This is a genomic window from Ectopseudomonas composti (assembly GCF_900115475.1).
Classification (GTDB): domain Bacteria; phylum Pseudomonadota; class Gammaproteobacteria; order Pseudomonadales; family Pseudomonadaceae; genus Aquipseudomonas; species Aquipseudomonas composti.
The window spans coordinates 26864-50931 of sequence record NZ_FOWP01000018.1; the positions used below are offsets into that span (position 1 = coordinate 26864).

General features: G+C 63.8%; 20 protein-coding genes and 1 CRISPR repeat array (1 of these 21 cut by a window edge). Of the genes, 11 read left to right on the forward strand and 9 right to left on the reverse strand.

The annotated features are described in order from the left end of the window. Positions 1-12: 12 nt before the first annotated feature. Positions 13-1362 carry an SrfA family protein gene (locus BM059_RS23340; protein WP_074941544.1) on the reverse strand — a complete coding sequence of 450 codons (1350 nt, stop codon included), beginning with the start codon at positions 1360-1362 and terminating at the stop codon, positions 13-15. Positions 1363-1599: 237 nt separating this feature from the next. Continuing rightward, a complete protein-coding gene (locus BM059_RS23345) occupies positions 1600-2004 on the reverse strand; it encodes a GFA family protein (protein WP_074941545.1) in 405 nt (134 codons plus the stop codon). Positions 2005-2072: 68 nt separating this feature from the next. Between BM059_RS23345 and BM059_RS23350 the strand changes: the two genes are divergently transcribed. Next, positions 2073-2978 (forward strand): AEC family transporter, encoded by a 906-nt coding sequence (locus BM059_RS23350; protein WP_074941546.1) that lies wholly within the window; start codon positions 2073-2075, stop codon positions 2976-2978. A 4-nt stretch (positions 2979-2982) separates the two neighbouring features. On the opposite strand, the gene BM059_RS23355 is transcribed toward BM059_RS23350, so the two are convergent. Beyond that, a complete protein-coding gene (locus BM059_RS23355) occupies positions 2983-3696 on the reverse strand; it encodes a substrate-binding periplasmic protein (protein WP_244154453.1) in 714 nt (237 codons plus the stop codon). Positions 3697-3913: 217 nt separating this feature from the next. Between BM059_RS23355 and BM059_RS23360 the strand changes: the two genes are divergently transcribed. Both BM059_RS23360 and BM059_RS23365 read left to right on the forward strand, forming a co-directional pair. Continuing rightward, complete coding sequence (locus tag BM059_RS23360) at positions 3914-5044, forward strand: PilT/PilU family type 4a pilus ATPase (RefSeq protein WP_074941547.1); 1131 nt, start codon at positions 3914-3916, stop codon at positions 5042-5044. An 87-nt stretch (positions 5045-5131) separates the two neighbouring features. After that, positions 5132-6772, forward strand: coding sequence for a Na/Pi cotransporter family protein (locus tag BM059_RS23365; RefSeq protein ID WP_074941548.1), 1641 nt, complete (start codon positions 5132-5134; stop codon positions 6770-6772). A gap of 1 nt (position 6773) precedes the next feature. On the opposite strand, the gene BM059_RS23370 is transcribed toward BM059_RS23365, so the two are convergent. From BM059_RS23370 to BM059_RS23380, 3 genes are all read right to left on the reverse strand, one after another. Beyond that, positions 6774-8282 carry a uracil permease gene (locus BM059_RS23370; RefSeq protein WP_074941549.1) on the reverse strand — a complete coding sequence of 503 codons (1509 nt, stop codon included), beginning with the start codon at positions 8280-8282 and terminating at the stop codon, positions 6774-6776. A 113-nt stretch (positions 8283-8395) separates the two neighbouring features. Beyond that, positions 8396-10954: a TRAP transporter permease gene (locus BM059_RS23375; RefSeq protein WP_037003940.1), complete on the reverse strand. Its 2559-nt coding sequence runs from the start codon at positions 10952-10954 to the stop codon at positions 8396-8398. A gap of 148 nt (positions 10955-11102) precedes the next feature. Next, the gene (locus tag BM059_RS23380) at positions 11103-12074 is read right to left on the reverse strand and encodes a TAXI family TRAP transporter solute-binding subunit (protein WP_074941550.1); all 972 of its coding nucleotides are present in this window, start codon (positions 12072-12074) and stop codon (positions 11103-11105) included. Between the two features lie 171 nt (positions 12075-12245). Between BM059_RS23380 and BM059_RS23385 the strand changes: the two genes are divergently transcribed. From BM059_RS23385 to BM059_RS23395, 3 genes are all read left to right on the forward strand, one after another. Next, positions 12246-13274, forward strand: a complete 1029-nt coding sequence (locus BM059_RS23385) for an AraC family transcriptional regulator (protein WP_074941551.1) — start codon at positions 12246-12248, stop codon at positions 13272-13274. Between the two features lie 179 nt (positions 13275-13453). Then, positions 13454-14455, forward strand: a complete 1002-nt coding sequence (locus BM059_RS23390; protein ID WP_074941552.1) for an LLM class flavin-dependent oxidoreductase — start codon at positions 13454-13456, stop codon at positions 14453-14455. A gap of 83 nt (positions 14456-14538) precedes the next feature. Further along, the gene (locus BM059_RS23395) at positions 14539-14964 is read left to right on the forward strand and encodes an OsmC family protein (protein ID WP_037003932.1); all 426 of its coding nucleotides are present in this window, start codon (positions 14539-14541) and stop codon (positions 14962-14964) included. A 59-nt stretch (positions 14965-15023) separates the two neighbouring features. Here the strand turns inward: BM059_RS23395 and BM059_RS23400 are convergent, their stop codons facing one another. Then, the gene (locus BM059_RS23400; RefSeq protein WP_037003931.1) at positions 15024-15446 is read right to left on the reverse strand and encodes a PA0061/PA0062 family lipoprotein; all 423 of its coding nucleotides are present in this window, start codon (positions 15444-15446) and stop codon (positions 15024-15026) included. Positions 15447-15570: 124 nt separating this feature from the next. Between BM059_RS23400 and BM059_RS23405 the strand changes: the two genes are divergently transcribed. Beyond that, positions 15571-16632 (forward strand): aminopeptidase, encoded by a 1062-nt coding sequence (locus BM059_RS23405; protein WP_074941553.1) that lies wholly within the window; start codon positions 15571-15573, stop codon positions 16630-16632. A gap of 63 nt (positions 16633-16695) precedes the next feature. Next, positions 16696-16926 carry a DUF1161 domain-containing protein gene (locus BM059_RS23410; protein WP_037003928.1) on the forward strand — a complete coding sequence of 77 codons (231 nt, stop codon included), beginning with the start codon at positions 16696-16698 and terminating at the stop codon, positions 16924-16926. 178 nt (positions 16927-17104) lie between these two features. Here BM059_RS23410 and BM059_RS23415 read toward each other — a convergent pair whose 3' ends face one another. After that, positions 17105-17752, reverse strand: coding sequence for an HAD family hydrolase (locus BM059_RS23415; RefSeq protein WP_074941554.1), 648 nt, complete (start codon positions 17750-17752; stop codon positions 17105-17107). A 311-nt stretch (positions 17753-18063) separates the two neighbouring features. On the opposite strand from BM059_RS23415, the gene BM059_RS23425 reads away from it, so the two are divergent. The 3 genes from BM059_RS23425 to BM059_RS23435 are packed head-to-tail and all read left to right on the forward strand — an operon-like array spanning position 18064 to position 22555. Beyond that, positions 18064-19233 carry an efflux RND transporter periplasmic adaptor subunit gene (locus BM059_RS23425; RefSeq protein WP_037003926.1) on the forward strand — a complete coding sequence of 390 codons (1170 nt, stop codon included), beginning with the start codon at positions 18064-18066 and terminating at the stop codon, positions 19231-19233. Continuing rightward, positions 19227-21173, forward strand: a complete 1947-nt coding sequence (locus BM059_RS23430) for a MacB family efflux pump subunit (protein WP_074941556.1) — start codon at positions 19227-19229, stop codon at positions 21171-21173. Before BM059_RS23425 ends, BM059_RS23430 begins: the two co-directional genes overlap by 7 nt. 11 nt (positions 21174-21184) lie before the next feature. Then, positions 21185-22555: an efflux transporter outer membrane subunit gene (locus BM059_RS23435; protein ID WP_083413319.1), complete on the forward strand. Its 1371-nt coding sequence runs from the start codon at positions 21185-21187 to the stop codon at positions 22553-22555. Between the two features lie 9 nt (positions 22556-22564). Here the strand turns inward: BM059_RS23435 and BM059_RS23440 are convergent, their stop codons facing one another. Then, positions 22565-23524, reverse strand: a complete 960-nt coding sequence (locus BM059_RS23440; RefSeq protein WP_074941558.1) for a hypothetical protein — start codon at positions 23522-23524, stop codon at positions 22565-22567. 256 nt (positions 23525-23780) lie between these two features. After that, positions 23781-24068: direct repeats of the CRISPR family, unit length 28 nt; unit sequence CTTCACTGCCGTATAGGCAGCTCAGAAA; it runs 101 nt beyond the window's last position.

Consider the following 24068-nt stretch of genomic DNA (forward strand, 5'->3'; position numbering starts at 1 on the left):
TTCAAGGGCCTGTTACTGGACGCCCTGCCTCATGGACATGGGGAATTGCTTGTTCTCATAACTGCCCGTGCAGTCAGCGGCGCTGCGGGCCTCCGGGCTGCACACCACGTCCGGCAACTTGTAGCTGCTGCCATCGTTGCAGGCAGCCTGCCCCTGGTTATTGATCGCCAGCTTGCCGCCCTGTATCGCAGCATTCACCGCACCCGAGCACTCGACACCATCACCGCGCCGCACCTTGACCTGCCCCTTGCCATCCTTGAAGTCATAGTCGAGCTGCATGGGCTTGCCGGTCTGCGCATCCTGAATACCGGCACCCGCTTTCCAGTTACCGTTGAGGAACTCGGTGGAGCCGGTTTCCAGTGCTTGCGGCGGAATGCTCAGGTCTTGCGGTACGTCACGACCCGGCGGTTGCTTGCGCGGCTCCTGCTGATCCTGTGGTGGCTCGGTAGACGGCTCTTCAGCATCGCCAGGCGCAGGCAGCGGCGGTTCGTCACCCGGTACCTCTGACTCGTCGGGGGCAGCAGCGCCGTCCTTTGGTTCGGTAGCGGTCGGTTCCTGCGCGCCAGGCTCTTGCCCGTCTGGCAGATGTCCATCGACCGCAGCGCTGCCCGATCCGGCACCATCGACCAGACCACCACGCCCGGACACATCGACATCACGCTCATACGTCGGTAATCCCGGCAGATCGACACGATCGAGGCCGAGTGGCAACTCGACCGTTGGCGCACAGGCGCGCAGCAGGAACAACAGCAGCAGAAGCAATGGCAGGAGCAACAGCCACAGCCAGCGCCACCAGCGCGACTTCTTCACCACCTCAACCGGCACAGCGGCAGCCAGCGGGGGCGGCGCGAGCGGTGCTACCGGCGCAGCGCTGAGCACAGGCGGACGCAGGCACAACAGCGGATCGTGATCATAGGTTCCCGCGTGATCGGTGAACCCCCAGAAGGTGATGACGGGCTTACCGTCGACCAGATAGACATGGTCGCTGTCGGGAAAGTGAACGGTCTTTTCCAGCAGGCGCCCGAATATCTGCTTTTCCCGGTGCTGCACGTCAGCACGCATGCTTTCGCTGGTAGCGCCCAGTTTGGCGTGCATCACCTCGAGCTGAGCATAAGCGCCCGCGCGCTCCTCGACCGTGGTCGCCGACCAAGGGATCACGTCGCCCTCCGCAGGCGCGTACCAATCGACACGGTCACCGGTTTCGTTGGGCTGCGGAATAGCGAGGCAACTGGAGGCTTCGCGCCCCATCTTCAGGCGAATAGCCTCGCGTAGTTGCAGCGCGGCGCTGTAGACCGGTTGACCATCGACACCCAGCGCCTTGAATTCCTGGAGGTTACCCGTGCGGAGCAATGCGCCTGACATGTGCGGTCATCCTTTCCCTGGCCATCTGAAAATAGAAATTAAGGCACAATCATTCCAAATGACTTAGGAAGATCGCGTCAGTCAGCAAGACTAAAAAGCCTTTTGTATTCAAACGTTAGCTGCACTTCATTTTTCGAAATGTGACATAGACATCGCTTCATGGGAATGCTTTTCGGCGCAAACCTCAATCTGAGGTTGACTCTGAATCGATCCGTTTAAGCATTTACGTTGAGCGGCCTAATCTATCTCTTCTTGCCACTCTTCCGGCAATTGCGGATCGACCGTCAGCCACGGCAGCCGACTACCAACCCAGATATGTCGATCCGCCGGGGCCTGCTCTGGTTCGTCCAACGTGGCGACGGTCACATCCAACGTGTCCGGGCTGAGCGAGGTGAACAACGCAAGATGTGCGCCGCAGTCTGCGCAGAAGTAGCGCGTACAGCTGGCCGATGAGGCGAAAGCTTTCGGCGTGCCGCGCAGCCAGTGAAATGCCTGGCGTGGCACCGTGACCCAGGTGGTAAGAATGCCACCGCTGCTGCGCCGGCAGATCGCGCAATGACAGTGAGCGATGTCCGTCAGCGGCGCATCGATCCGATAACGCAGTGCGCCGCACTGACAACCGCCCTGATGTTCGACCTTCATCCAGCCTCCGCCTTGCATTGCCCCGCGCCGCTGACCAAGATAAGCGCTCACCACCACCGGGGGTTCCCGTGATCGACCTGTTGCTGGCCCTGTGGCCGCTGTTCGCCATGATAGTCGCCGGCTACTGGCTGCGCCTGCGCGAGTTTCCCAGCGAGGCCTTCTGGCCGGGTGCCGAGCGCCTCAATTACTTCATCCTGTTCCCTGCGCTGCTGTTCTCCAGCCTGGCCCGTGCACCACTGAACAACCCGGCCTTGCCACGCCTGGCGTTAGCCGTGCTGCTCGGCCTGGGCATCGCCTGGCTGGCACTGCTGCTGGTGCGACGCCTGCGTGGTTGGCCGGCCGGACGGTTTGGCGCCTTCTCTCAGGGCATCCTGCGTTTCAACACCTACCTGGGTCTGGCTGCGGTCGGCAGCCTGTTCGGCCAGGAGGGGCTGACCCTGGCGGCCATCATGCTGGCCCTGATGGTGCCGACGGTGAACGTGCTGTCGGTTTGGTCGCTGACCGCCGAGCGCGGCGTCAGCGCACGCAGCCTGCTGCTGCCGATCATCAAGAATCCGCTGATTCTCGCCTGCCTCGGCGGCGCATTGTTCAACCTCACGGGTATCGGCCTGCCAGGCGGTACGGATCGCCTGCTCAGCCTGCTCGCGGCTGCCAGCCTGCCGCTGGGCCTGCTCTGCGTTGGCGCTGCACTGAAGCCGGAGCAGTTGGGCGGAGAAATCCCGGCACTGACCTGGAACAGCGCCCTGCGCCTGCTGGCCATGCCTTTGCTGGCCTGGGGCGTGGCGTGGGCACTGACGCTACCGGCGATGGAAAGCGCGGTACTGGTGCTGTTCTTCGCCCTGCCCACCGCCCCCACGGCCTATGTACTGACCCGCCAGCTCGGCGGCGACAGTCAACTGATGGCCGGTATCATCACCCTGCAGACGCTGCTGGCAGCGGGCAGCCTGGTGGCAATCATGATGTTGCTGGCCTGAGCCGCTATTGGACGTAGCTTTCGATCAGCTGCTCATACTCGCCGCGGGCCTTGAGCGCTTCGAGCCCGCGGTTGAAGCGCTCGATCAACTCGGCAGCACGCGGATGCTGACGCGAAACGATGACGTGCAGCGTGTTGCTCTGAAACGGCGTCCGTGACCGATGAAACTGCTCCGGGTCGGCGCCGGCCGTGCGCAAGGCGCTATCCCCCAGATTGCGGTCGGCAATGAACAGGTCGTCACGCTTGAGCAGCAACAGCCGCGCACACTCCTGCAGCCCCAGCGGAGAGTGACGGCGCAGCACGCCCTGATCGAGCAATTGCTGAATCGCCGCCGGAGGCTGCCAGCCCAGCGGGTAGCACAGTCGCCGGCCGATCATGGTGGGCAGGTCATCGAGTTCGACGTGATCATCGGCACGGCTGAAGACGAACTGCTCGGCCACATAAATGGGCGCTGAATAGAGAAACTCCGCCTCACGCTCGGCGGAGCGGACGTAGGGAAAGGTCGCATCGTAATCACCGCGTTTGGCTTTCAGATAGCCGCGGTTCCATGGCAGCCAGTCGAGCGTGATCGCCGTGCCCTGCTCCGCCAGCGAAGCACGCACCACCTGAGTCAGCATGCCCTGCCCAGGCAACGCCTTGCCAGTGAACGGCGCGTAGTCGTCGCCGGTGGCCAGGTGCAGCACCTCCGCTCGCACCGATACGCACAACAGCAGGCTCAACAGAGCCGCCCCCCAAAATCCCAAAATCAATCTCTCCAATAACTGGCGTGCAATCGCCTTCCTGCCCCTGATCATTGACTCTCGCCCTCGTGGGCAAGGCTGTCCAGTGCAACCCCGTCATAGGGCGACAATTCGCCCCGTTCTCTTGATACGGAACAAGGGGTCTTGCAAGACCCCGGCTATCCTTGCTGCACCACCAACCCACTGCGACACGCCGATGAACGATAGCAGCAGCAACGTCCAGCCCGACGTTTTCCCCTACCTGCAACTGATGCATCAGCATGCCGGTTCGGACCTGTTCTTCAGCGTTGGCGCCCCGCCGCACCTGAAGGTCGAAGGCAACAGCCAGCCGCTGGGCCAGCGCATCATGAAGGCTGGCGAAGTGCAGCAACTGGCCTATCAGCTGATGACCCAGAAACAGATCGCCGAGTTCGAACGCGATCTGGAGATGAACCTGGCGGTGAGCCTGCAGGGCGCCGGACGCTATCGGGTCAACGTCTACTACCAGCGCGGCGAAGTGGCCATGGTGGTGCGCCTGATCAAGAGCCAGATTCCCGACTTCGAGGCACTCGGCCTGCCCAAGCTGCTGGAAAAGCTGGCCATGCAGGACCGCGGACTGATCCTGGTTACTGGCGCGGCGGGCTCGGGTAAGTCAACTACGTTGGCGGCGATGCTGGATTTTCGTAACCGCCACAAGAGCGGCCATATCGTCTGCATCGAAGATCCTATCGAGTTCCTCCACAGCCACCAGCGCTCGATCATCGACCAGCGTGAAGTCGGCCTCGATACCCACAGCTTCGACGACGCCCTGCGTAACGTACTGCGCGAAGCGCCGGACGTGATCATGCTCGGCGAAATCCGCGACGCGGCCACCATGCAGCACGCCTTGCACTACGCCGAAACTGGCCACCTGTGCGTAGCGACCCTGCATGCCACCAGCAGCAGCCACGCCATCGAGCGCATCGCCCGCTTCTTCCCCGACGACGCCCGCAAGCAGGTGCTGGCCGACGTCGCGCACAACCTGCTGGCGGTGCTCGGCCAGCGCCTGGTGCCCGGCATCGCACAGAAGCGCGTGGTGGCGGTGGAGCTGATGCTGGGTACACCCTATATCCGCGACCTGATCCAGCGCGATGAGCTGGACGAACTACGCGAAGCCATAGCACGGGCTGCCGAACAGGGCTTGCAGACCTTCGACCAGCACCTGTTCGCCCTGCTCGAAGCCGGCCGCATCAACCTGGCCGAAGCGCTCAAGTTCGCCGACTCGCGTACCGACCTCAGCCTCAAGTTCAAACTCGAGCGCGGTTTCTCCGCCGACGACGCCGAACTCAAGGTGTTGCGCGACGGTTGACTGGCTTTATAAGCGATTTCGGCCGATGCTCATCTATACAGGCCGAAACCATAACGTCTAATCGGCCGTCTTTCAGGGGGCCGATTTATGCTGACCCTGCTGCATTTGCTGTCAGCCATTGCCCTGTTGGTCTGGGGCACACACATCGTACGTACCGGCATCCTGCGCGTGTTTGGGTCACAACTGCGCAAGGTGCTCAGCCACAACATCGGCCGCCGGCCGCTGGCGTTCGTCGCCGGCATCGGCGTCACGGCGCTGGTGCAGAGCAGCAACGCCACGGCCTTGCTGGTCACCTCCTTCGTCGCCCAGGGCCTGATGGCCCTGGCGCCCGGCCTAGCGATCATGCTCGGCGCGGATGTCGGCACCGCGCTGATGGCGCGCGTGCTGACCCTCGACCTGAGCTGGCTGAGCCCGCTGCTGATCTTCGTCGGAGTGGTCTTCTTCCTCTCGCGTCGGCAAACCCGTGCTGGCCAACTCGGCCGCGTGGCAATCGGCCTGGGATTGATGCTGCTGGCACTGGAGCTGATCGTCGCCGCCGCCACACCGATAACCGAGGCACGCGGCATCCGTGTGCTGTTCGCCTCGCTGACCGGCGATCTGCTGCTCGACGCGCTGGTCGGTGCGCTGTTCGCCCTGCTCACCTACTCCAGCCTGGCGGCTGTGTTGCTCACCGCAACCCTGGCCGGCGCAGGGCTGATCAGCCTGCCGGTAGCCATCGGCCTGGTGATCGGCGCCAATATCGGCAGCGGTCTGCTGGCCTTTCTCACCAGCAGCCTGCAGAACCCGGCTGGGCGCCGCGTAGCGCTGGGCAGCCTGATCTACAAGTTGATCGGGCTGCTGCTGGTGCTGCCCGTGCTGCAGCCACTGGCCCATTGGCTGGATGGCCTGAACTGGCGCCCGGCAGAGCTGGTGATCTTTTTCCACCTGCTCTACAACAGCCTGCGCGCCGTACTGATGCTGCCCAGCGTCGGACTGATGGCGCGCTTCTGCAATTGGCTGCTGCCGGACCGAGCCGACGACAGCGGCATCGCCCGCCCGCGCCACCTCGACCCGACAGCCCTGGCCACGCCGAGCCTGGCGCTGGCCAACGCCGTGCGCGAAACCCTGCGCGTGGGCGACAAAATCGAAGCCATGCTCGGCCGCCTGCTACCGGTGCTGGAGCAGAACCAGCCGGCACTGAACAAGGAGCTGCGCAGCCTCAATGACGATGTCGCCAGCCTGTGCCGGGCGGTCAAGCTGTACCTCGCACAGATCCCACGCGAAGCGCTGAGCGAACATGAAAGCCGGCGCTGGGCGGAGATTCTCGAATTGGCGGTGAACCTGGAGCAGGCCGGTGATCTCATCGAACGCATGCTCGGCAAGATCCAGAACGAGAAGACCGCGCAACGCCGGGCCTTCTCCGAGAAAGGCCTGGAGGAACTGACCAGCCTGCATGGGCAGCTGACGGCCAACCTGCGCCTGGGACTGAACGTATTCCTCAGCGCCGATCACGCCAGCGCCAGCCAGCTGCTGCGTGAGAAACGTCGTTTCCGCGCCCAGGAACGGCGCTTGGCGCATGCCCATATCGGTCGGCTGCAACGCCAGGTGGTGCAGAGCATCGAGACCAGCTCCCTGCACCTGGAGCTGATCGCCGACATGAAACGGCTCAATTCGCTGTTCTGCTCCAGCGCTTACGTGGTACTGGAGGGCGGCGAAACCGGCGCCCTCAAGCTCGAAGGCGGCGAGTGACTCAGTCCGCGCCGGTCACTCGCTCAGGCGCGGCAGGCTCCACACCGCGCCAGGCATACCAGGCGAAGAACAACGCCATCAGCAGATAGCCATGGACGAAGTCCGGCGCCGCGTACCAGGCCAGCTTCGGTGCGTGCATCAGGCCGACGAAGGCCATGCCGGCCGCCACCAAGGCGAAGATGGTGGCCTGGCGGAACTGCCGGTCGATCACTGCCACGCACATCGCACCGAGCAGGATGGCGCTGAACATGGCGCCCTGCCCCAGCGCGCCAATGGCACTGGAAATGCCTTCGACCACTTCGGGTGCGCCACGATTGAAACGGGTCATCAGGTAGTTGGCGAAGTAAGGCAGCATCGCCAGCGCCACTGCCGGGTAGTAGCGCGCGTGGTTGCTGTTGAACGCCGTGGCGATCATCGACATGCCGACGAACACCAGAATCGGCGCAACCACCGATACCGGAATCAGGGCAGCGATGAAGGCGATCAGGCCGAACATGGTCGCCAGACCGTATACCGCGCCATTGAGCAGGCTGTAACCGCGCCCGGCGCCCATCCATTTCGACCCCACCGTGGCGATGTACACGGTGGTCGGGAACACACCACCGAACAGCGCACCGAGCGAGGTGCCGAGACCGTCCACCGCCTGACACTCGCGCACGCTGTAGCTATCACCGGCAGCGCTCATGGCCTCGACGTTGTTCATGGTCTCGATGGCGTTGTACAGGGTGATCGGCAGGATCACCGTCATCAGCGCCAGCAGAGTGGTGAACAAAAGGCCCAAGCCCTCGTACCAGGCCAGATTAGGCAACAGCGGGTAGAACCCCAGGTGGGTGAAGGCATCGTTGAACTTGCCGCTGTCAGCCGCGCCGATCAGATAGGCCAGCGCTGTGCCGACGACAATGGCGAACAGCGAGGCAGGCAGGTGAAATGGCATGCTCACCCGCGCCACCAGACCGACGATGGTGATGGCCAGTACCAGCAGGCCGATCACCGGAATTTCCAGGGTCTTGAACAGCATCTCCCCGGCGATGAAGGTCAGCGCCACACCAGCCACCGCGCCGAGCATGGCGGCGCGCGGCAGATGGCGCTGCACCCAGTTGCCGATCAGACTGATGGCAGCCTCGATCAGGCCACTGATGAAACAGGCGGCCACCGCCACCTTCCAGGCCATCTCGGCGTCGCCGGTGAGGGTTTTGGCCGGTAGCAGCACACCGAACAGGAAGACGAACATCACCGGCGTGCTGATGCCGTAGGACAACGCGGTGACGTCGGCGCGGTTCTCCTTGCGCGCCAGCCGTGCCGCACTCCAGGCGTAGTAGAAGTTGCCGGCCATCACCGCAACCGCCGCCCCCGGCAACACCTGGCCGAACACGATCTCGGCGGGGAAACCCATGCTCAGCATGCTGATGGCAATGATCACGAAGTTGGCAATGTTGTTCTGGAACAGGGCAAAAAAGGCGTCGGTGTCTTCCTTCTTGTACCAGGGGTAATGCACGCGCGGCGTCGACATGCTGGCTGAGTCCTTGTTGTCTGAATGGTCAGGTCGGCGAGTCTAGCAACCTGTCGACAGGGCATAAACGCACAAGGCAGCCGAAGCTGCCTTGTGGGTGGTGAAGCCGCTTTCTACGCGGTTTGTGCAGCCTTGCGGCGACGCTGCAGCAGCACCACCAGGCCGAACAGCAGGAAGCCCGGAATCCACATCAGCTCCTTGATCCAGCGATCGGTCGGCGCACGCACGCTGATGATCTGCTGGTCGAACTCCAGGCCAGCATCGGCGGCCAGGCTGCCGAAGGTGACACTGTCCACCAGCACCTTGTCGCCCTCCTCGTAAAGGTTCACACCGAGTTTCTCCAGGCGTTCCTGGCCCGAGGCTCCAGCAGGTACCGGCAGCAGCACGGTGAACTCGCGCGGATCACCCACGGCGTTTTCTCCGAGAATGCGCAGACGCAGCGAGCTGCCGTCCTCGACCCCATCGAGCGCCTGAGCCAGTTGGGCCGGCGGCACCTCCTGGTAGGGATCGTGCAGCATGTCCATCCAGAAGCCGGGGCGGAACAGGGTGAAGGCCACCAGCAACAGCAATGCGCTCTCGTACAGGCGACTGCGCACCAGGAAGAAGCCCTGAGTACCGGCGGCGAAGATCAGCATGGCAATGGTCGCCACGATGAAGATGATCACGCCATGCCAGAAGTCGACGTCGATCAGCAGCAGGTCGGTGTTGAAGATGAACAGGAACGGCAGCGCGGCGGTACGCAAGCTGTAGAAGAACGCCACGATACCGGTCTTGATCGGATCGCCCTTGGACACCGCCGCCGCGGCGAACGAGGCCAGCCCCACCGGCGGCGTCACGTCAGCCATGATGCCGAAGTAGAAGACGAACAGGTGCACCGCGATCAGCGGCACGATCAGGCCATTCTGCTGCCCCAGCGCCACCACCACCGGCGCCAGCAGGCTGGACACCACGATGTAGTTGGCGGTGGTGGGCAGGCCCATGCCGAGAATCAGGCTGAACACCGCCACCAGCACCAGCATCAGCAGCAAGTTGCCCATCGACAGCAACTCGACCAGATCGGCCAGCACCAGACCCACGCCGGTCTGCGACACCGCACCGACGATGATGCCCGCCGCCGCCGTGGCGATACCGATGCCGATCATGTTGCGCGCGCCGGCGATCAGGCCTTCGCGCAGATCGACCACACCATCGACGAAGGTGCCATGGTCATGGCTGCCATCGCGGCGCATCCAGCTCAGCAGCGGGCGCTGGGTGAGCAGGATGATGATCAGCATCACGCTACCCCAGAAGGCTGACAGACCGGGGGACAGACGCTCGATCATCAGGCACCACACCAGCACCACCACCGGCAGCAGGAAGTGCAGACCGGAGAGCAGCACCGCGCGGGTCTGCGGCAGTTCTTCCAGCGGCGCGTTAGGGTCTTCGGCTGGCAGCACCGGCACGCTGGCCGCAACCTTCAGTAGCGCCAGATAGACCACCGCAAGCAGCGCGCCAATACCCGGCAGGGCGTACTCACCAAGCGCCGGCTTGAGCCAGCCGAGGCCGTAGTAGACCGCCAGCGACACGCCGCTGATCAACGCCGCACCGAAGGCGAAACCGGTCAGGCGACGCAGCCAGGGCTTGGGCTGGTGCCCACCGATGGGCTGCAGACCGAGCTTCAGCGACTCCAGGTGAACGATGTAGAGCAGCGCGATGTAGGAAATTGCGGCAGGCAGGAAGGCGTGCTTGATGATCTCGACATAGGGCATGCCGATGTACTCGACCATCAGGAACGCCGCAGCCCCCATCACCGGCGGCATGATCTGACCGTTGACCGAAGAGGCCACCTCGACCGCGCCGGCCTTCTCCGAGGAGAAGCCGGTGCGCTTCATCATCGGGATGGTGAAGGTGCCGGTGGTCACCACGTTGGCGATCGACGAGCCGGAGATCATCCCGGTCAGGCCGGAAGCTAGCACCGCCGCCTTAGCCGGGCCACCACGGAAGTGGCCGAGCAGGCTAAATGCCAACTGGATGAAGTAATGGCCGGCACCCGCGCGCTCGAGCAACGCACCGAACAATACGAAGAGGAAAACGAAGCTGGTGGATACGCCCAGGGCGATACCGAACACGCCCTCGGTGGTGATCCACTGGTGGTTGGCCAGCGCGTTGAAGCTGACCCCGCGATGCGCCAGCAGGCCGGGCATGTAGGGGCCAGCCAGGCTGTAGACGAGGAAGACCAGGGCGATGATCGCCAGGGGTGGACCAAGCGCACGGCGCGTGGCCTCCAGCAGCAGCGGAATGCCGATGCAGGCGGTGACCAGATCGCCCGTGGTCAGGCTGCCAGGACGCAGCGCCAACTGCTGGTAGAAGATGAACAGATAAGCGGCAGTGGCTGCAGCCACCAGGCCGAGACCGATATCCAGCAGCGGCACGCGATCACGCGGCGACTTCTTGAACGCCGGGTAAGCGAGAAAGGCCAGCAGCAAGGCGAACGCCAGGTGAATGGCGCGGGTCTGGGTATCGTTGAGCACGCCAACGCCGAAGATGAACGGCAAAGGTGAGGCGATCCACAGCTGGAACAGCGACCAGAGCAGGGCAAGGCCGGTGATCACCTGGGCCATCGGGCCAACGGGCATACGCGCGCCGACATCCTGGGCGATCAGTTCCTCGGTGGAAAGTTGCTTGTCATGCATGGGGCGAACCTGCATTTGAGTAAACGGAAAACGGCAAAACCCGCAGACCTGCGCCTACGGGTTTGTTTAACACTAGAAGCGAATCGCGTGATGCGCCTGGCGACGCATCACCAATGGCCCTGACCGACTGACCAGCAGGGCCTGAGGCTTACAGCCAGCCGCGTTCCTTGTAGTAACGCTCGGCACCTTCATGCAGCGGGGCAGTCAGACCGACCTTGATCATGTCTTCTTCCTTCAGGTCAGCGAAGGCCGGGTGCAGACGCTTGAAGCGATCGATGTTGTCGAACACCGACTTGACCAGTTGGTAGACCACTTCCGGGTCAGCCTTGGCGCTGGTGGACAGCACGGCCTTGCCGCCAATGGACGGGGTCGGCTGATCGTTGCCCTTGTACAGACCGCCAGGGATGTCGGCCTTGGTGTAGTAGGTCTTCTCGGTCAGCAGCTTGTCGATCTCGGCGCCGGTCACCGGTACCAGAACGGCGTCGGTGGTGGTGGTGGCTTCCTGGATCGCGCCGTTGGGATGACCGACGAAGTAGGTCATGGCGTCGATGTTGTTGTCGCCCAGTGCGCTGGCCTGCTCGGCCGGCTTCAGCTCGGCAGCGAGTGCGAAGGCGGAACGATCCCAGCCTTTGACGGCCATGATCTCTTCCAGAGTGTCACGCTGACCGGAACCCGGATTACCGACGTTGACGCGCTTGCCCTTGAGGTCATCGAAGCTTTTGATGTTGGCATCGCGACGCGCCAGGATGGTAAACACTTCGCTCTGCAGCGAGAACACCGCACGGATGTCGCTCATCGCGCCTTCGGCTTCGAACGGCGCGGCGCCATTAAGGGCCTTGAACTGATGGTCGGACTGCATGATGCCGAAGTTGAATTCGCCACTGCGGATACCATTCACGTTGGCCACACCACCGCCACTGGCCGGGGCGTTGCACTTGATGCCGTGCTCAGCCGAACCACGATTGAGGAAGCGGCAGATGGACTGACCAGCAACGTAATACACCCCCGTCTGGCCGCCGGTGCCGATGGTGACGAATTTTTCTTCGGCCTGTGCCATACCACTCAGGGCAGTGCCCGCGAGTGCAGCGGACAGGACCCATGCCAAGGATTTGCCTTTCATGGGAAATCTCCTTTTTTCTGTTGTTTTGAGCGAGCGTGCCTTGTGAGCGACGTCCGGGTGGGAAGTCTAACCGCTCACGACGAATATGCACGCCTTGCTGACCAATCGGTCGTAACTGCTTGTGTGAGACGCGGGCTATCGCCAGCCCCCGGCATTGGGCAGAATCGGCCAATGTCGAACGCCCCTCACGAACCCTCGCAGGCCTCGGTCAGCGCTAGCCTGACCCAGGCGGTGCTGCACGCTGCCAGCCGGCTCGGCCTCGATCGTCAGGCGCTGCTGACTGCCTGCGACCTGTGCGACGAGCAACTTGCCGACCCCGACGCACGCATCCCCTTCAGTGCCCAGCAAGCACTCTGGAGCGAATTGGACGCCCGCCTGCTGCACCCGGAACCCGGCCTGCTGCTTGGCCGCAACCTGACGCCCGGCCCCTTCAGCGTGCTCAGCTATCTACTGCAGAGCAGCGCCACCCTGGGCGATGCGTTGAACACCGCGCTGCGCTATCAACGCCTCGGCGGTGAGGGCGGCGAGCTGCATATCGAAACGCACGACGACAGCCTGTTGCTGCTGTATCGCCCGCTGCATCCGCAGCATCCGGCGACCCGTATCCGTGTGCTGGCGATGCTGGCCTGCTGGGTACAGATGACCACGCCGCTACTCGACGGCTTTCGCCTGCTTGGCGCGCAATTTCGTCACGACGCACCGGACGACCTCACGCCCTACCAGGATGTGTTCGCCTGCCCCCTGCAGTTCGCCAGCGACGAGTACGCCATCGCCCTGCCCCATGCGTTGTGCCAGGTGCCCTTGATCCAGGCCAACCCGCCGCTGCAGCAACTGCTGCGTCAACACGCCGAAACCCTGCTCGCCCGCCTGCCCAGCGCCAGCCTCGGCGCACGGGTCATTGGCCTGCTCGGCGAGCAACTGGCGCATGGCGAGCCCGACCGCGCCGAACTGGCCCGCGCGCTGAACCTGAGCGAACGCACCCTGCAGCGACGCCTGGCCGAAGAAGGCTGCAGCTACCAGCAATTGCTGGCCGACACACGTCGCCAACTGGCTGAGCAACACCTGCGCGACGGACGCCTGCCAGCAGCGGAAATCGCCCTGCTGCTGGGCTACTCCGAACCCAGCGTGTTCTTCCGCGCCTTCCGCCTGTGGACCGGCCTGACGCCGGGCGAATACCGCGCTCGGCATGGCGCTGGCTGAACATCACGTCGCTCGCCCACATAACTTGCAGGCGGCCTTGAGTGCCTCTCAGAGCGATCACGGCCAGGCACCGAGCCGCAGCGCATCAGCCACATTGATGATGACTATGCCTGCTCCTGACGTGCGCGGCCCGGACCAGAGGGGTTAGAGTAGCCGGCCATGCAACGAGGAGACTCTCCATGAGCCGACTGGCCTCCATCAAGCTCTCCACCCTCGACCTGGCGCCGATTCGCGACGATGGCGACGCCGCTCAGGCCCTGCACAATTCGCTGGCGCTGGCTCGACATGTCGAAAGCCTCGGCTTCGAACGCTTCTGGGTGGCCGAGCACCACAACATGGACGGTATCGCCAGCTCCGCCACTTCCGTGCTGCTCGGCTATCTGGCCGCCGGCACCTCGACGATTCGCCTCGGTGCCGGCGGGGTAATGCTGCCCAACCATGCGCCACTGGTGATCGCCGAACAGTTCGGCACCCTGGCCACGCTCTACCCCGGCCGGATCGAGCTGGGCCTGGGCCGCGCGCCCGGTGCCGATCAGTACACCGCCCATGCCCTGCGCCGCAGCCGTGATGGCAGCGCCGACGACTTCCCCAATGACGTCGAAGAACTGCAGGCCTACCTCGGCCCGCGCCAGGAAGGGCAACGGGTGATCGCCATGCCCGGTACAGGCACCAACGTGCCGATCTGGCTGCTCGGCTCCAGCCTGTTCAGCGCCCAGCTGGCCGGTATGAAGGGCCTGCCCTATGCGTTCGCCTCGCACTTCGCGCCACGCTACATGCACGAGGCGATCCGCATTTATCGCAACCACTTCCGCCCTTCTGCGGTGCTGGACAAGCCCTACGTGATGCTCGGCGTCCCGCTGCTGACAGCGGACAGCGACGAACAGGCGCAGTACCTGGCCACCTCCGCGTTCCAGCGCATCCTGTCGCTGATCCGCGGCCAGAGCCTGGTGCAACGCAAGCCCGTAGCCAGCATGGAAGGTCTGTGGCTGCCACATGAGCGTCAGGCGGTCAGCGAGTTCCTCGGTCTGGCGGCGATTGGCGGGCCACAAACCGTGCGCCAGCGCCTGGAACAACTGCTGGAACAGACCGAAGCGGACGAACTGATCTTCACCTGCGACATGTACGACTTCGCCGACCGCCTGCATGCCTTCGACATCCTCGCCGAGCTGCAACGCGGTTGAGTGCGAACTTGTGCGCGTTGCAGCCCTCTGAATCAGAACAAGCCGCCAGACCGGCGGCTTCGTTCATTCGATGGGAGACGCACATGAAAAAGACAGCTTCGGCCCACTGGCAAGGCGGCATCAAGGACGGCAAGGGCACCATCTCGACTCAGAGCGGCGCCCTCAAGGACTCGCCCTACGGCTTCAATACCCGCTTCGAAGACAAGCCCGGCACCAACCCCGAAGAGCTGATCGGCGCCGCGCATGCAGGCTGCTTTTCCATGGCACTGTCCAAGGAACTGGGCGACGCCGGCATGACCGCCGAGAGCATCGACACCACGGCGCAAGTGACCCTGGACAAGGTGGAAGGTGGCTTCGAGATCAGCGCTGTGCACCTGACGCTGCGGGCGAAGATCCCTGGCGCCGAGCGCACCGCCTTCGAGAAAGCGGTGGAAGCGGCCAAGACCGGCTGCCCGGTCTCCAAGGTACTGAACGCCACGATCACCCTCGAAGGCATACTCGAAGCCTGACTCGTTACTCGCGACGCACCCGGAAATCTTCCGTGTGCGCCGTGGGGATCAGGGCCGATCTAGATCGCCGTCCCGCAACGCAACACCTCGCCACGCGCCAGCACGTTGCGCTGCTCGTCATACAGCCAGGCCTGCGCCTTCATCAGTTGTTGGCGTGCCTCGACTCGGTAGCGCTGGCCGGCGGCGAAGTCGTCATAGCGCAGGCGAATCTCGCAGGTCATGCGCAATGGCTCGCTCTGCATCCCCATCGACCCACCGCTACGCACCTCGAACTGGAAACGTGTTTCCAGCTCGTGCTTGCCCGGTGCCACCTGGAAATAGCGGCCATCCGGCCAGCGCTTGCCGTCCAGACGATCGGCCATCAGCAGGGTGTCGGCGGTGGAATACAACTCGACCCAGGCTTGTTGCGGGTCGGGTTTGGGCAGGGGTGAAGCGCAGGCCCCGAGCATCATCAGGGCGGGAGCGAGAAACAGGGCACGCATGGCGGCCTCCACAATGGAGTTCAGGCACCAGCCTACACCGGGAGGCGGGCAAAACCGAGGCGAAACGGGCGTATTCGAACCAGTAGGGCTGGAGACAACCCTCGCGATCAGCTAGCGTGACGACATGCCCAACGCCTTTTCTAAAGACCTGCTGCGCCGCCTCGCGGTTCCCCTGCTGGCCCTGCTGCTCGGTGGCTGTTCGACCCTCGATTACTACGCCCATCTTGGCCAGGGTCAGTGGCAACTGCTGCAGGCGCGCCAGCCGATCAAACGCCTGCTCGACGACCCTGCGACAGACCCCGATCTGGCCAGGCGCCTGACCCTGAGTCGGCAAGCGCGGGACTTCGCCAGCGTGCAGCTGCAACTGCCTGAGAACCGCAGCTATCGCCTGTATGCCGACCTGGGCCGCCCGTTCGTGGTGTGGAATGTCTTCGCCACCCCGGAGTTCTCCCTCAACCCCGAACTGCACTGCTTCCCTATCGCAGGTTGCGTCGCCTACCGTGGCTACTATCAGCAAGGACGTGCGCGTGGAGCTGCCGCGCTGTTGCGTCAAGGAGGCCTGGACACCTACATCGGCGGCGTCGAGGCTTACTCCACCCTGGGCTGGTTCGACGATCCGCTGCTCAACACCATGCTGCGCTGGAGCGACGAGCGTTTCATCGCGGTGATCTTCCACGAACTGGCGCACCAGCAGTACTACCTGCCGGGCGATACCGCCTTCAACGAGTCCTTCGCCACCTTCGTCGAGCGCGAAGGTCTACGTCAGTGGCACGCGAGCCGCGGGGAAACCCTTCCTGCCACCGACGACCGCCAGCGCCAACAGTTCATCGAACTGGTACTGGCCAGCCGCGAGCGGCTGCGCCAGCTCTACGCCAGCTACCTGCCGCAGCAAGACATGCGCGCCGCCAAGCAGGCCGAGTTCGAGCGCCTGCGCCGCGACTACCGCGCCTTGCGCCAGCGCGAGTGGGGCGGCCAGGGCCGTTATGACGCCTGGATCGAAAGCCCGCTGAACAATGCCAAGCTGCTGCCTTTCGGCCTCTACGATCAGTGGGTGCCGGCTTTCGCCACGCTATTCACGCAGGAAGGCCGCGACTGGCGCGCCTTCTATGCTGCCGTGGCGGCGCTAGGTCGGCTGTCGGAAGCAGATCGTCAGGCCGAGTTGGAAAGCCTGATGCAAGGCGACTAGAACTGATTGGCACATTGCCAGTCCAACCTACTCAGGTTTCGCCCAACACCGGAGGTACAAGCGATGCAACGACTGATTCCCGCCCTGGCCCTGATGATGCTTGCAGGCGGCGCGCTGGCCGCGCCCAAACCCTGCGAAGAACTCAAGCAGGAAATCGAAGTGAAGATTCAGGCCAACAACGTGCCCAGCTACACCCTGGAAATCGTGCCCAACGCCGAAGTCCAGGATCAGAGCATGGTCGTCGGCAGCTGCGACGGCGGCACCAAGAAGATCGTCTATCAGCGCAACGGCTGAGGCTTGTCCTGATTGGCTCCCGCCTGACCGCGGGAGCCAACTCTTACATACCTACCTTCCTGCCCGATAATCTCGCCCCAAACCACCGAACTCGGTGCCTCTTCTTGTGGGCTGAAGCCCACCCTACCTACTACCGCCCGGCCCTACCCGTAGGGTGAGCTTCAGCCCACCGAATACCTTAGCGACTGAAGGCCTCGTGCAACTGCACCAAGGTGTCGAAGTGATAGGCCGGCGCCTCGCCCGCCAGCTCCTCACGACTGCCGAAGCCATAACCCACCGCCGCTGCATGCAGACCGTTACTGCGAGCGCCGATCAGGTCATGCTTGCGGTCACCGATCATCAGTGCTGAACCAGGCTCCAGTCGTTCCGACTCCAGCAGATACGCCAACAGCTCCACCTTGTTGGTGCGCGTTCCGTCCAGCTCACTGCCATAGATGCGCTTGAAGTAGCGACCGAAGCCGAAGTGCCGGGCGATTTCCTCGGCGAACACCGTCGGCTTGCTGGTCGCGATATACAGCGTGCGGCCTTGCGCTACCAACGCTTCGAGCAGCGCCTCCACGCCATCGAACACGCGGTTCTCGTACAGACCGGTAACCCGGAAGCGCTCGCGATAGTGATTCACCGCCTGCCAGCCAGTGGCTTCGTCCAGCGCGTAAGTGGCCATGAAGCACTGCAGCAACGGCGGGCCGATGAAGTGCTCGAGCGCGGTCAGATCCGGCTCATCGATACCCAGTTTGCTCAGGGCGTACTGCACCGAACGGGTGATGCCCTCACGCGGGTCGGTCAGGGTGCCGTCGAGATCGAAGAGGATATTGCTGTAGTGCATAGCGCGTCGTACTTCACCTTGCGGAGGGAGATGAAGGATAAGGCAATTGCGAACAGCACCCAACGCTCTGAATTCTTCTCAATCACGCCCCAGCCAACTTGAAACATATTGTTTCATCTGTACCGACGAACGGACAGCGGGTTTGCGTCACTCGTCCGTCTTTGTAGTTAGGAACATCAGTTCTACCCTCTCGGCGCCGCCAGAACAGGGCGGCCCGTTCCCTTATCCGCATCACGCCCCCATGCACCCCGCAGCCGCTGCGCAGGTGCATGACCGGTATTTCAGCGCTCAGGCAGAGGTCGAGCTTCAGCATGGTGTTTTCCCGTTTTTCCCCGCGTCGCCTGGTTTTGCTGGCTGCAATCGTATCGATCCTGCTGACCCTGACTGGCTGGTTTCACCGCTCACCGACCATCGCCTATGAAACCGTCGCCGCATCACGCGGCGATGTCGAAGCCACGGTGGTCGCCATCGGCACCCTGCAGCCACGCCATTCAGTGGAGGTTGGCGCGCAGGTATCCGGGCAGATCATGCGCCTGCATGTGGAGCCGGGCGATCAGGTAGAAAAGGGCCAGCTGCTCGCCGAGATCGACGCCAGCCTGCACGAAGCCACGGTAGAAGCCGACCGCGCCGCCCTCGACGGCCTGCGCGCACAACTGGCCGAGCAACAGGCGCAACTCAACCTGGCGCAGCAGCAGCATCGTCGCCAGCAACGCCTGCTCGCCGACGAAGCCACCCGCGAGGAAGACGTGCAGATCGCCGTCGCCAACCTGCGCTCCGCCGAGGCCCGTTTGAAACAGCTACGCGCACAGATCGCCGAAGCACAGGCGCGCCTGCGCGGCAACGAAGCACAACTCAGCTATACGCGCATCTATGCGCCCATCGCCGGCTCGGTACTCGGCGTCGACGTGAAACAGGGCCAGACCCTCAACGCCACCTACCAGACGCCCACGGTGATGCGCATCGCCGACCTCTCCAGCATGACGGGTTGGACACGCGTTTCCGAAGCCGACATCCGCCGGGTCAAGGCCGGCCTGCCGCTGTACTTCACCACCCTGGGCGGGGACGAACGCCGCTGGTACAGCAGCGTGCGCCAAGTGCTGCCGGCGCCACCGATGCCGGCTGGCAGCCAGGGCGAATCGAGCAGCAGCGCCAGCGAAACCGAGAAAGTGGTGCAGTACACCGTGCTGTTCGAGGTGGACAACGACGACGGCGAGTTGATGCCACAGATGACCGCTCAAGTGGTGTTCGTCACTGCTTCGGCCAAGGGCGTGCTCACTGCCCCGCTGGATGCCCTGCAAGGCAAGCCAGGCGACTATCAGGTACGCGTTCTGGCCAAGGGCGAGCAGCCCGAACTGCGCCCAGTGAAGGTCGGCGCGCGGGATCGCCAGGTGGCGGAAATCACCGACGGCCTGGCCGAAGGCGAGCGCCTGGTGACTGGCGAAGCGCAGGCCGACAGCGGTATGTCGAGGTTCCAGTGGTAGCACCGCTGATCGAGCTGCGGGGCATTCGCAGAACCTACGGCGGTGACAACGGCGCGCCGGCCGTGGACGTGCTGCGCGGCATCGACTTGGCAGTGCAGGCAGGCGAATTCGTCGCCATCGTCGGCACCTCCGGCTCCGGCAAGTCGACGCTGATGAACATCCTCGGCTGCCTGGATCGCCCCAGCGCCGGCAGCTACCGCTTCGCCGGCGAGGATGTTGCTGCCTTCGACGCCGACCAGCTCGCCTGGCTGCGCCGCGAGGCGTTCGGTTTCGTGTTCCAGGGCTACAACCTGATCGCCACAGAATCAGCACGCGAGAACGTCGAGGTGCCAGCCGTCTACGCCGGCATGCCGGCCGAGCAACGCCATGAGCGTGCCTGTGCGCTGCTGCAACGGCTAGGCCTGGACGAGCGCCTGGAGCACCGTCCCAGCCAGCTCTCCGGCGGCCAACAGCAGCGCGTATCGATTGCCCGTGCGCTGATGAACGGCGGGCGCATCATCCTCGCCGACGAGCCCACCGGCGCGCTGGACAGCCGCAGCGGCAAGGAAGTCATGGCGCTGCTACACGAACTGGCCGACGCCGGCCACACCATCATCCTCATCACCCACGACCGCGACGTGGCCGCCCAGGCGCGGCGCGTGGTCGAGGTGCGCGACGGCGAGGTGATCAGCGACAGCGGCGCCACCGTACCAAGCAATGCGCTGCCCACCCCGGACATGCAGCAGGCCGGGCGCGACAGTGGCGCGTCGTTCTTCAGCGAACTGGGCGACATGCTGCGCGGCGCCTTGCGCGTGCTACTGATTCATCGTTTTCGCACCGCACTGACGCTGCTCGGCATCGTCATCGGCGTGGCCTCGGTGATCGTCATGCTCGCCGTCGGCGAGGGCGCACGGCAGAAGGTGGTCGCCGAAATGGGCGTGATGGGCGCCAACATGATGTACATCGGCAGCGACGTGCCGCGCACCGGCGGCCCTATCGGCGTGTTGACCCTGGATGACTTCGCCGCCATCGGTGAACTGCGCGAGGTCGCCGAAGTAATGCCGGTGCTGCGTGATCCGGCGCTGATCCGCCATGGCCAGGAGGCGCTGCAGACCGAAGTGCTCGGCGTGGGCGAACACCTGCCGCAGATCCATCACTGGCCGGTGGCACGCGGGCGCTTCTTCAGTGGCGCGGAGAACCGCGAGATCGCCCCGGTCGCGGTACTCGGCCATGAGGTCTACGAGACAGTATTTCCCGATGGCAGTGACCCGCTGGGCAAGATCATCCTGATCAACAGCTCACCATTCGAAGTGATCGGGGTGATGAGCGAGAAAGGCAGCGAAGCCGGCGGCAACTACCCCGACCAGCAGGTGCTGGTGCCGCACAGCACCGGCGTGGTGCGGGTGTTCCCCAAGCTGCGTGACGAGAGCTACGGCGTGATTCAGGTGCGCAGCAGCAATATGGTCATGCAGGCACAAAGCGCCATCGAAGAACTAATGCAGCAACGCCACGGCCGCACGGATTTTCGCGTCTACAACTCTGCCGCCAAGCTGCAGGCCGAAGCCAAGACACGGCAGAGCATGACCCTGATGCTCGGCCTGATCGCCGCCGTATCACTGCTGGTCGGCGGCATCGGCGTGATGAACGTGATGCTGATGACCGTGCGCGAGCGCACTCGCGAAATCGGCATCCGCATGGCCACCGGTGCCCGCCAGCGCGACATCATGCGCCAGTTCCTCACCGAGTCGGTGCTGGTCACCCTGCTCGGCGGCAGTGTCGGCGTGGCCAGCGGCCTGCTGTTCGGCGCGCTGCTGATCCTCTGGGACGTACCGCTGGTGTTCTCCTTCTCCGCCATGTTGCTGGCCTTCGCCTGCTCGGTGGGCACCGGTCTGGTGTTCGGCTACCTGCCAGCCAAGACCGCCGCGAGACTCGACCCGGTCGTGGCGCTGGCCGCGCAATGACAGGATTTTCCATGACCCGCTATCTCACTCCGGCGCTGTGCGCTGCCCTGCTGTTGGGTGGCTGCAGCCACAAACCGGAAGCACCTGCCGAACTGCCCGCCGCACCTGCGCAATGGCGCCATGCGCAAAACGGCGAAGCCGTGACGGATACCTGGTGGCGCAGCTTTGCCAGTGCCGAACTGGATGCATTGATCGACCAGGCGTTGCGCAACAATCAGGATCTGGCCGCTGCCGCTGCTCGCCTGCGCCAGGCCGAAGCCAGCAGTCGCGCTGCCGGCGCCCCGCTGCTGCCACGCCTGGATGGCAACCTCGGTGCCAGTCGTGAAGGCCGCCTTGGCGGCAATGGCGAAACCGCCGGCAATCGCTACAGCGGCGGCCTCGCCGCCAGCTATGAAGTCGATCTGTGGGGCCGCCTGGCCGCCGACTATGACGCCGCACAGGCCGAGCTGACCGCCAGCCGTTTCGACCGCGACGCTCTGCGCCTGAGCCTGACCGCCACGTTGGTGGAAGCCTGGCTGCGCCAAGTTACGCTGGACGAACGCCTGCGTCTGGCCGATCTCAACCTGAACAACGCCGAGCGCGTGCTGAGCACCGTGCAGGCTCGCGCCAACGCGGGCGCCACCACCCCGCTGGAGCTGGCCCAACAGCGCGGCCTGGTCGCCGAACAGCGCCGCAGCCGCGAAGAACTGCGCCAGCAGGCCGATGACGTCCGCAGCAACCTCGCCGTATTACTTGGCCAGGGCGAGCCGGCGGCAACATCATCAGCCTCGCTCGCTGCCTTGCAGGCGCCTTCGCTAGGGGCCGGCCTGCCCAGCGAGTTGCTATTGCGCCGTCCGGATCTGGCCCGTGCCGAAGCTCAGCTCAGTGCTGCAGACGCCAACCTGCGTGCAGCACGCGCCGCCCTGCTGCCGCGTCTGAATCTATCTGCCGGCGCCAACGGCTCGGCCGGCAGCCTGAACCGTCTATTCGCCAATCCGCTGTATTCGCTGGCCGCCGCACTCACCGCACCGATATTCGACGGCGGCGCCCTGGCCGCCGAACGTGATCGCAGTGATGCCAGGCGCGAAGAGCTGTTAGCCAACTATCGCCAACGCATCATCGAAGCCTTCGCGGATGTACAAGTAGCGCTCAACGCCGGCACCGGTGTGGAAGCGCAATGGCGGGCGCAGCAGGAGGTTCAGGCCCAGGCCGAGCGCGCCCTGCAGCTGGCCGAGCGGCGTTACCAGGCGGGCGCTGACGACCTGCTCAACCTGCTCGATGCCCAGCGCACGCTGTATGCCGCCGAAGACCAGAGCGCCTTGCTACGCCTGGCCCGCCTGCAGAGCGGCGTGGCGCTGGCACGAGCGCTGGGTGGAGGCTGGAGCGCCGCACCCGCTCGGTGAGCTCGCGAGTCAGGCCGCGGTCTGCGCCCGATAACCCCAGCGCAGGCCAAGACGGGTGAAGGGCCAGAGCAGCACCAATTGCAACAGGCCCAATAGAATCAGCAGGACGTTCTCGCCGCCACCACCGAAGAGCAACAGCACCAGCATGAGTGTCGCGCACACCAGCGCACTGCCGATCCACAGCAGCATGGTGATCAGGCAGGCCAACGCCAGGCGTCCGCCATTGAACCCCAGCACCTGCTCAGGCAAGGCGCCCCGCGCCGCGAAGAACGCCACCAGCAAATTGATCAGCCCGTGACCGAGGACGATCCAGCCCTCCCAACCTTCCAACGCATAGCTGTACAACATGCCGCTGAGCAGTTGCATGGCCAGGGCGCACAGTTGCAGATAGATCACCACCACGCCCAGCGCGAAACACCAGGCCAGTGTTTGCCCTGGCATTTTCAGAGGTCCGGCAACCTTCTCGGCGCTGTAGCGAAACAGATATAGCAGCAGCCACAGCGGCAGCAGGGCTTCAATGCCAAAGCGCAATAATTCCAAGGTCCACCAGAACAGGTTGGTTAGCGCGCCATTGCTCAGTTGCTCATAGCTCCACATGAACAGATAGCTGATCGCGTAACCACCCAACCATGACAAGCCCAGATACGCCAGGCCATAGCCGAGCAGCAAACCGGCGGGTTGTCGATAGTCGCCCAGGCCATTGCGCTCCAGATAGCTGTGCGTCAACCAATACACGCACAGGCCGGCCATCAGCAGATGGCTGATCCAGTTCCTCACCCCATAGCGCAGCATCCACTCACCCAGGTTCTCCATGGGCGAGTTGAACAGCAGGGATGCCATCGTCATCAGGATGCCGATCACCCCGACCAGCAGCGCAACGCCTACCAGGTAATGTGGCAGCGCTGGAGACTCACGCGTAGCGGCCGGTGCTGGCGGCGGGGCAATATCGAAAGGGTTGGCTTGGGTCATGAACGATCCTTGTCGTTAGGTGCACTTATCGAATGTGCGCGAGCATAGTCTCCATGCCTTGCAGGCAAAAGCACCACCCACCGATCGCGTGCGGCAACGCACATGGGCCTCGAAACCGGGCTGATACCCTTTTTCCGGCCCCATACCCAGGCTCTTTAAAAATCAAAGAGTTGGAGATAGCCCTGCAAAAAGGGTCAAACCGCTAGAAAAGGGCCCCCAGCGTTGAGAAACAGCGATTTGGACACTATCGTCTCTACTTCACTGCCGTATAGGCAGCTCAGAAAAGTTGCTGACGCCAGTTGTTGATGAAATTCATCTTCACTGCCGTATAGGCAGCTCAGAAAAGGCTGAGACGTGCGCGGCCTGTGCGGTCGGTCTTCACTGCCGTATAGGCAGCTCAGAAAGCACGCGCCGCAGCGGTGGCGATATCATCGTGCTTCACTGCCGTATAGGCAGCTCAGAAATTGACGGTTGGGGCGGCAGGGGCGGTAAGAACCTTCACTGCCGTATAGGCAGCTCAGAAAAACAGCGTTGGCACACAGCG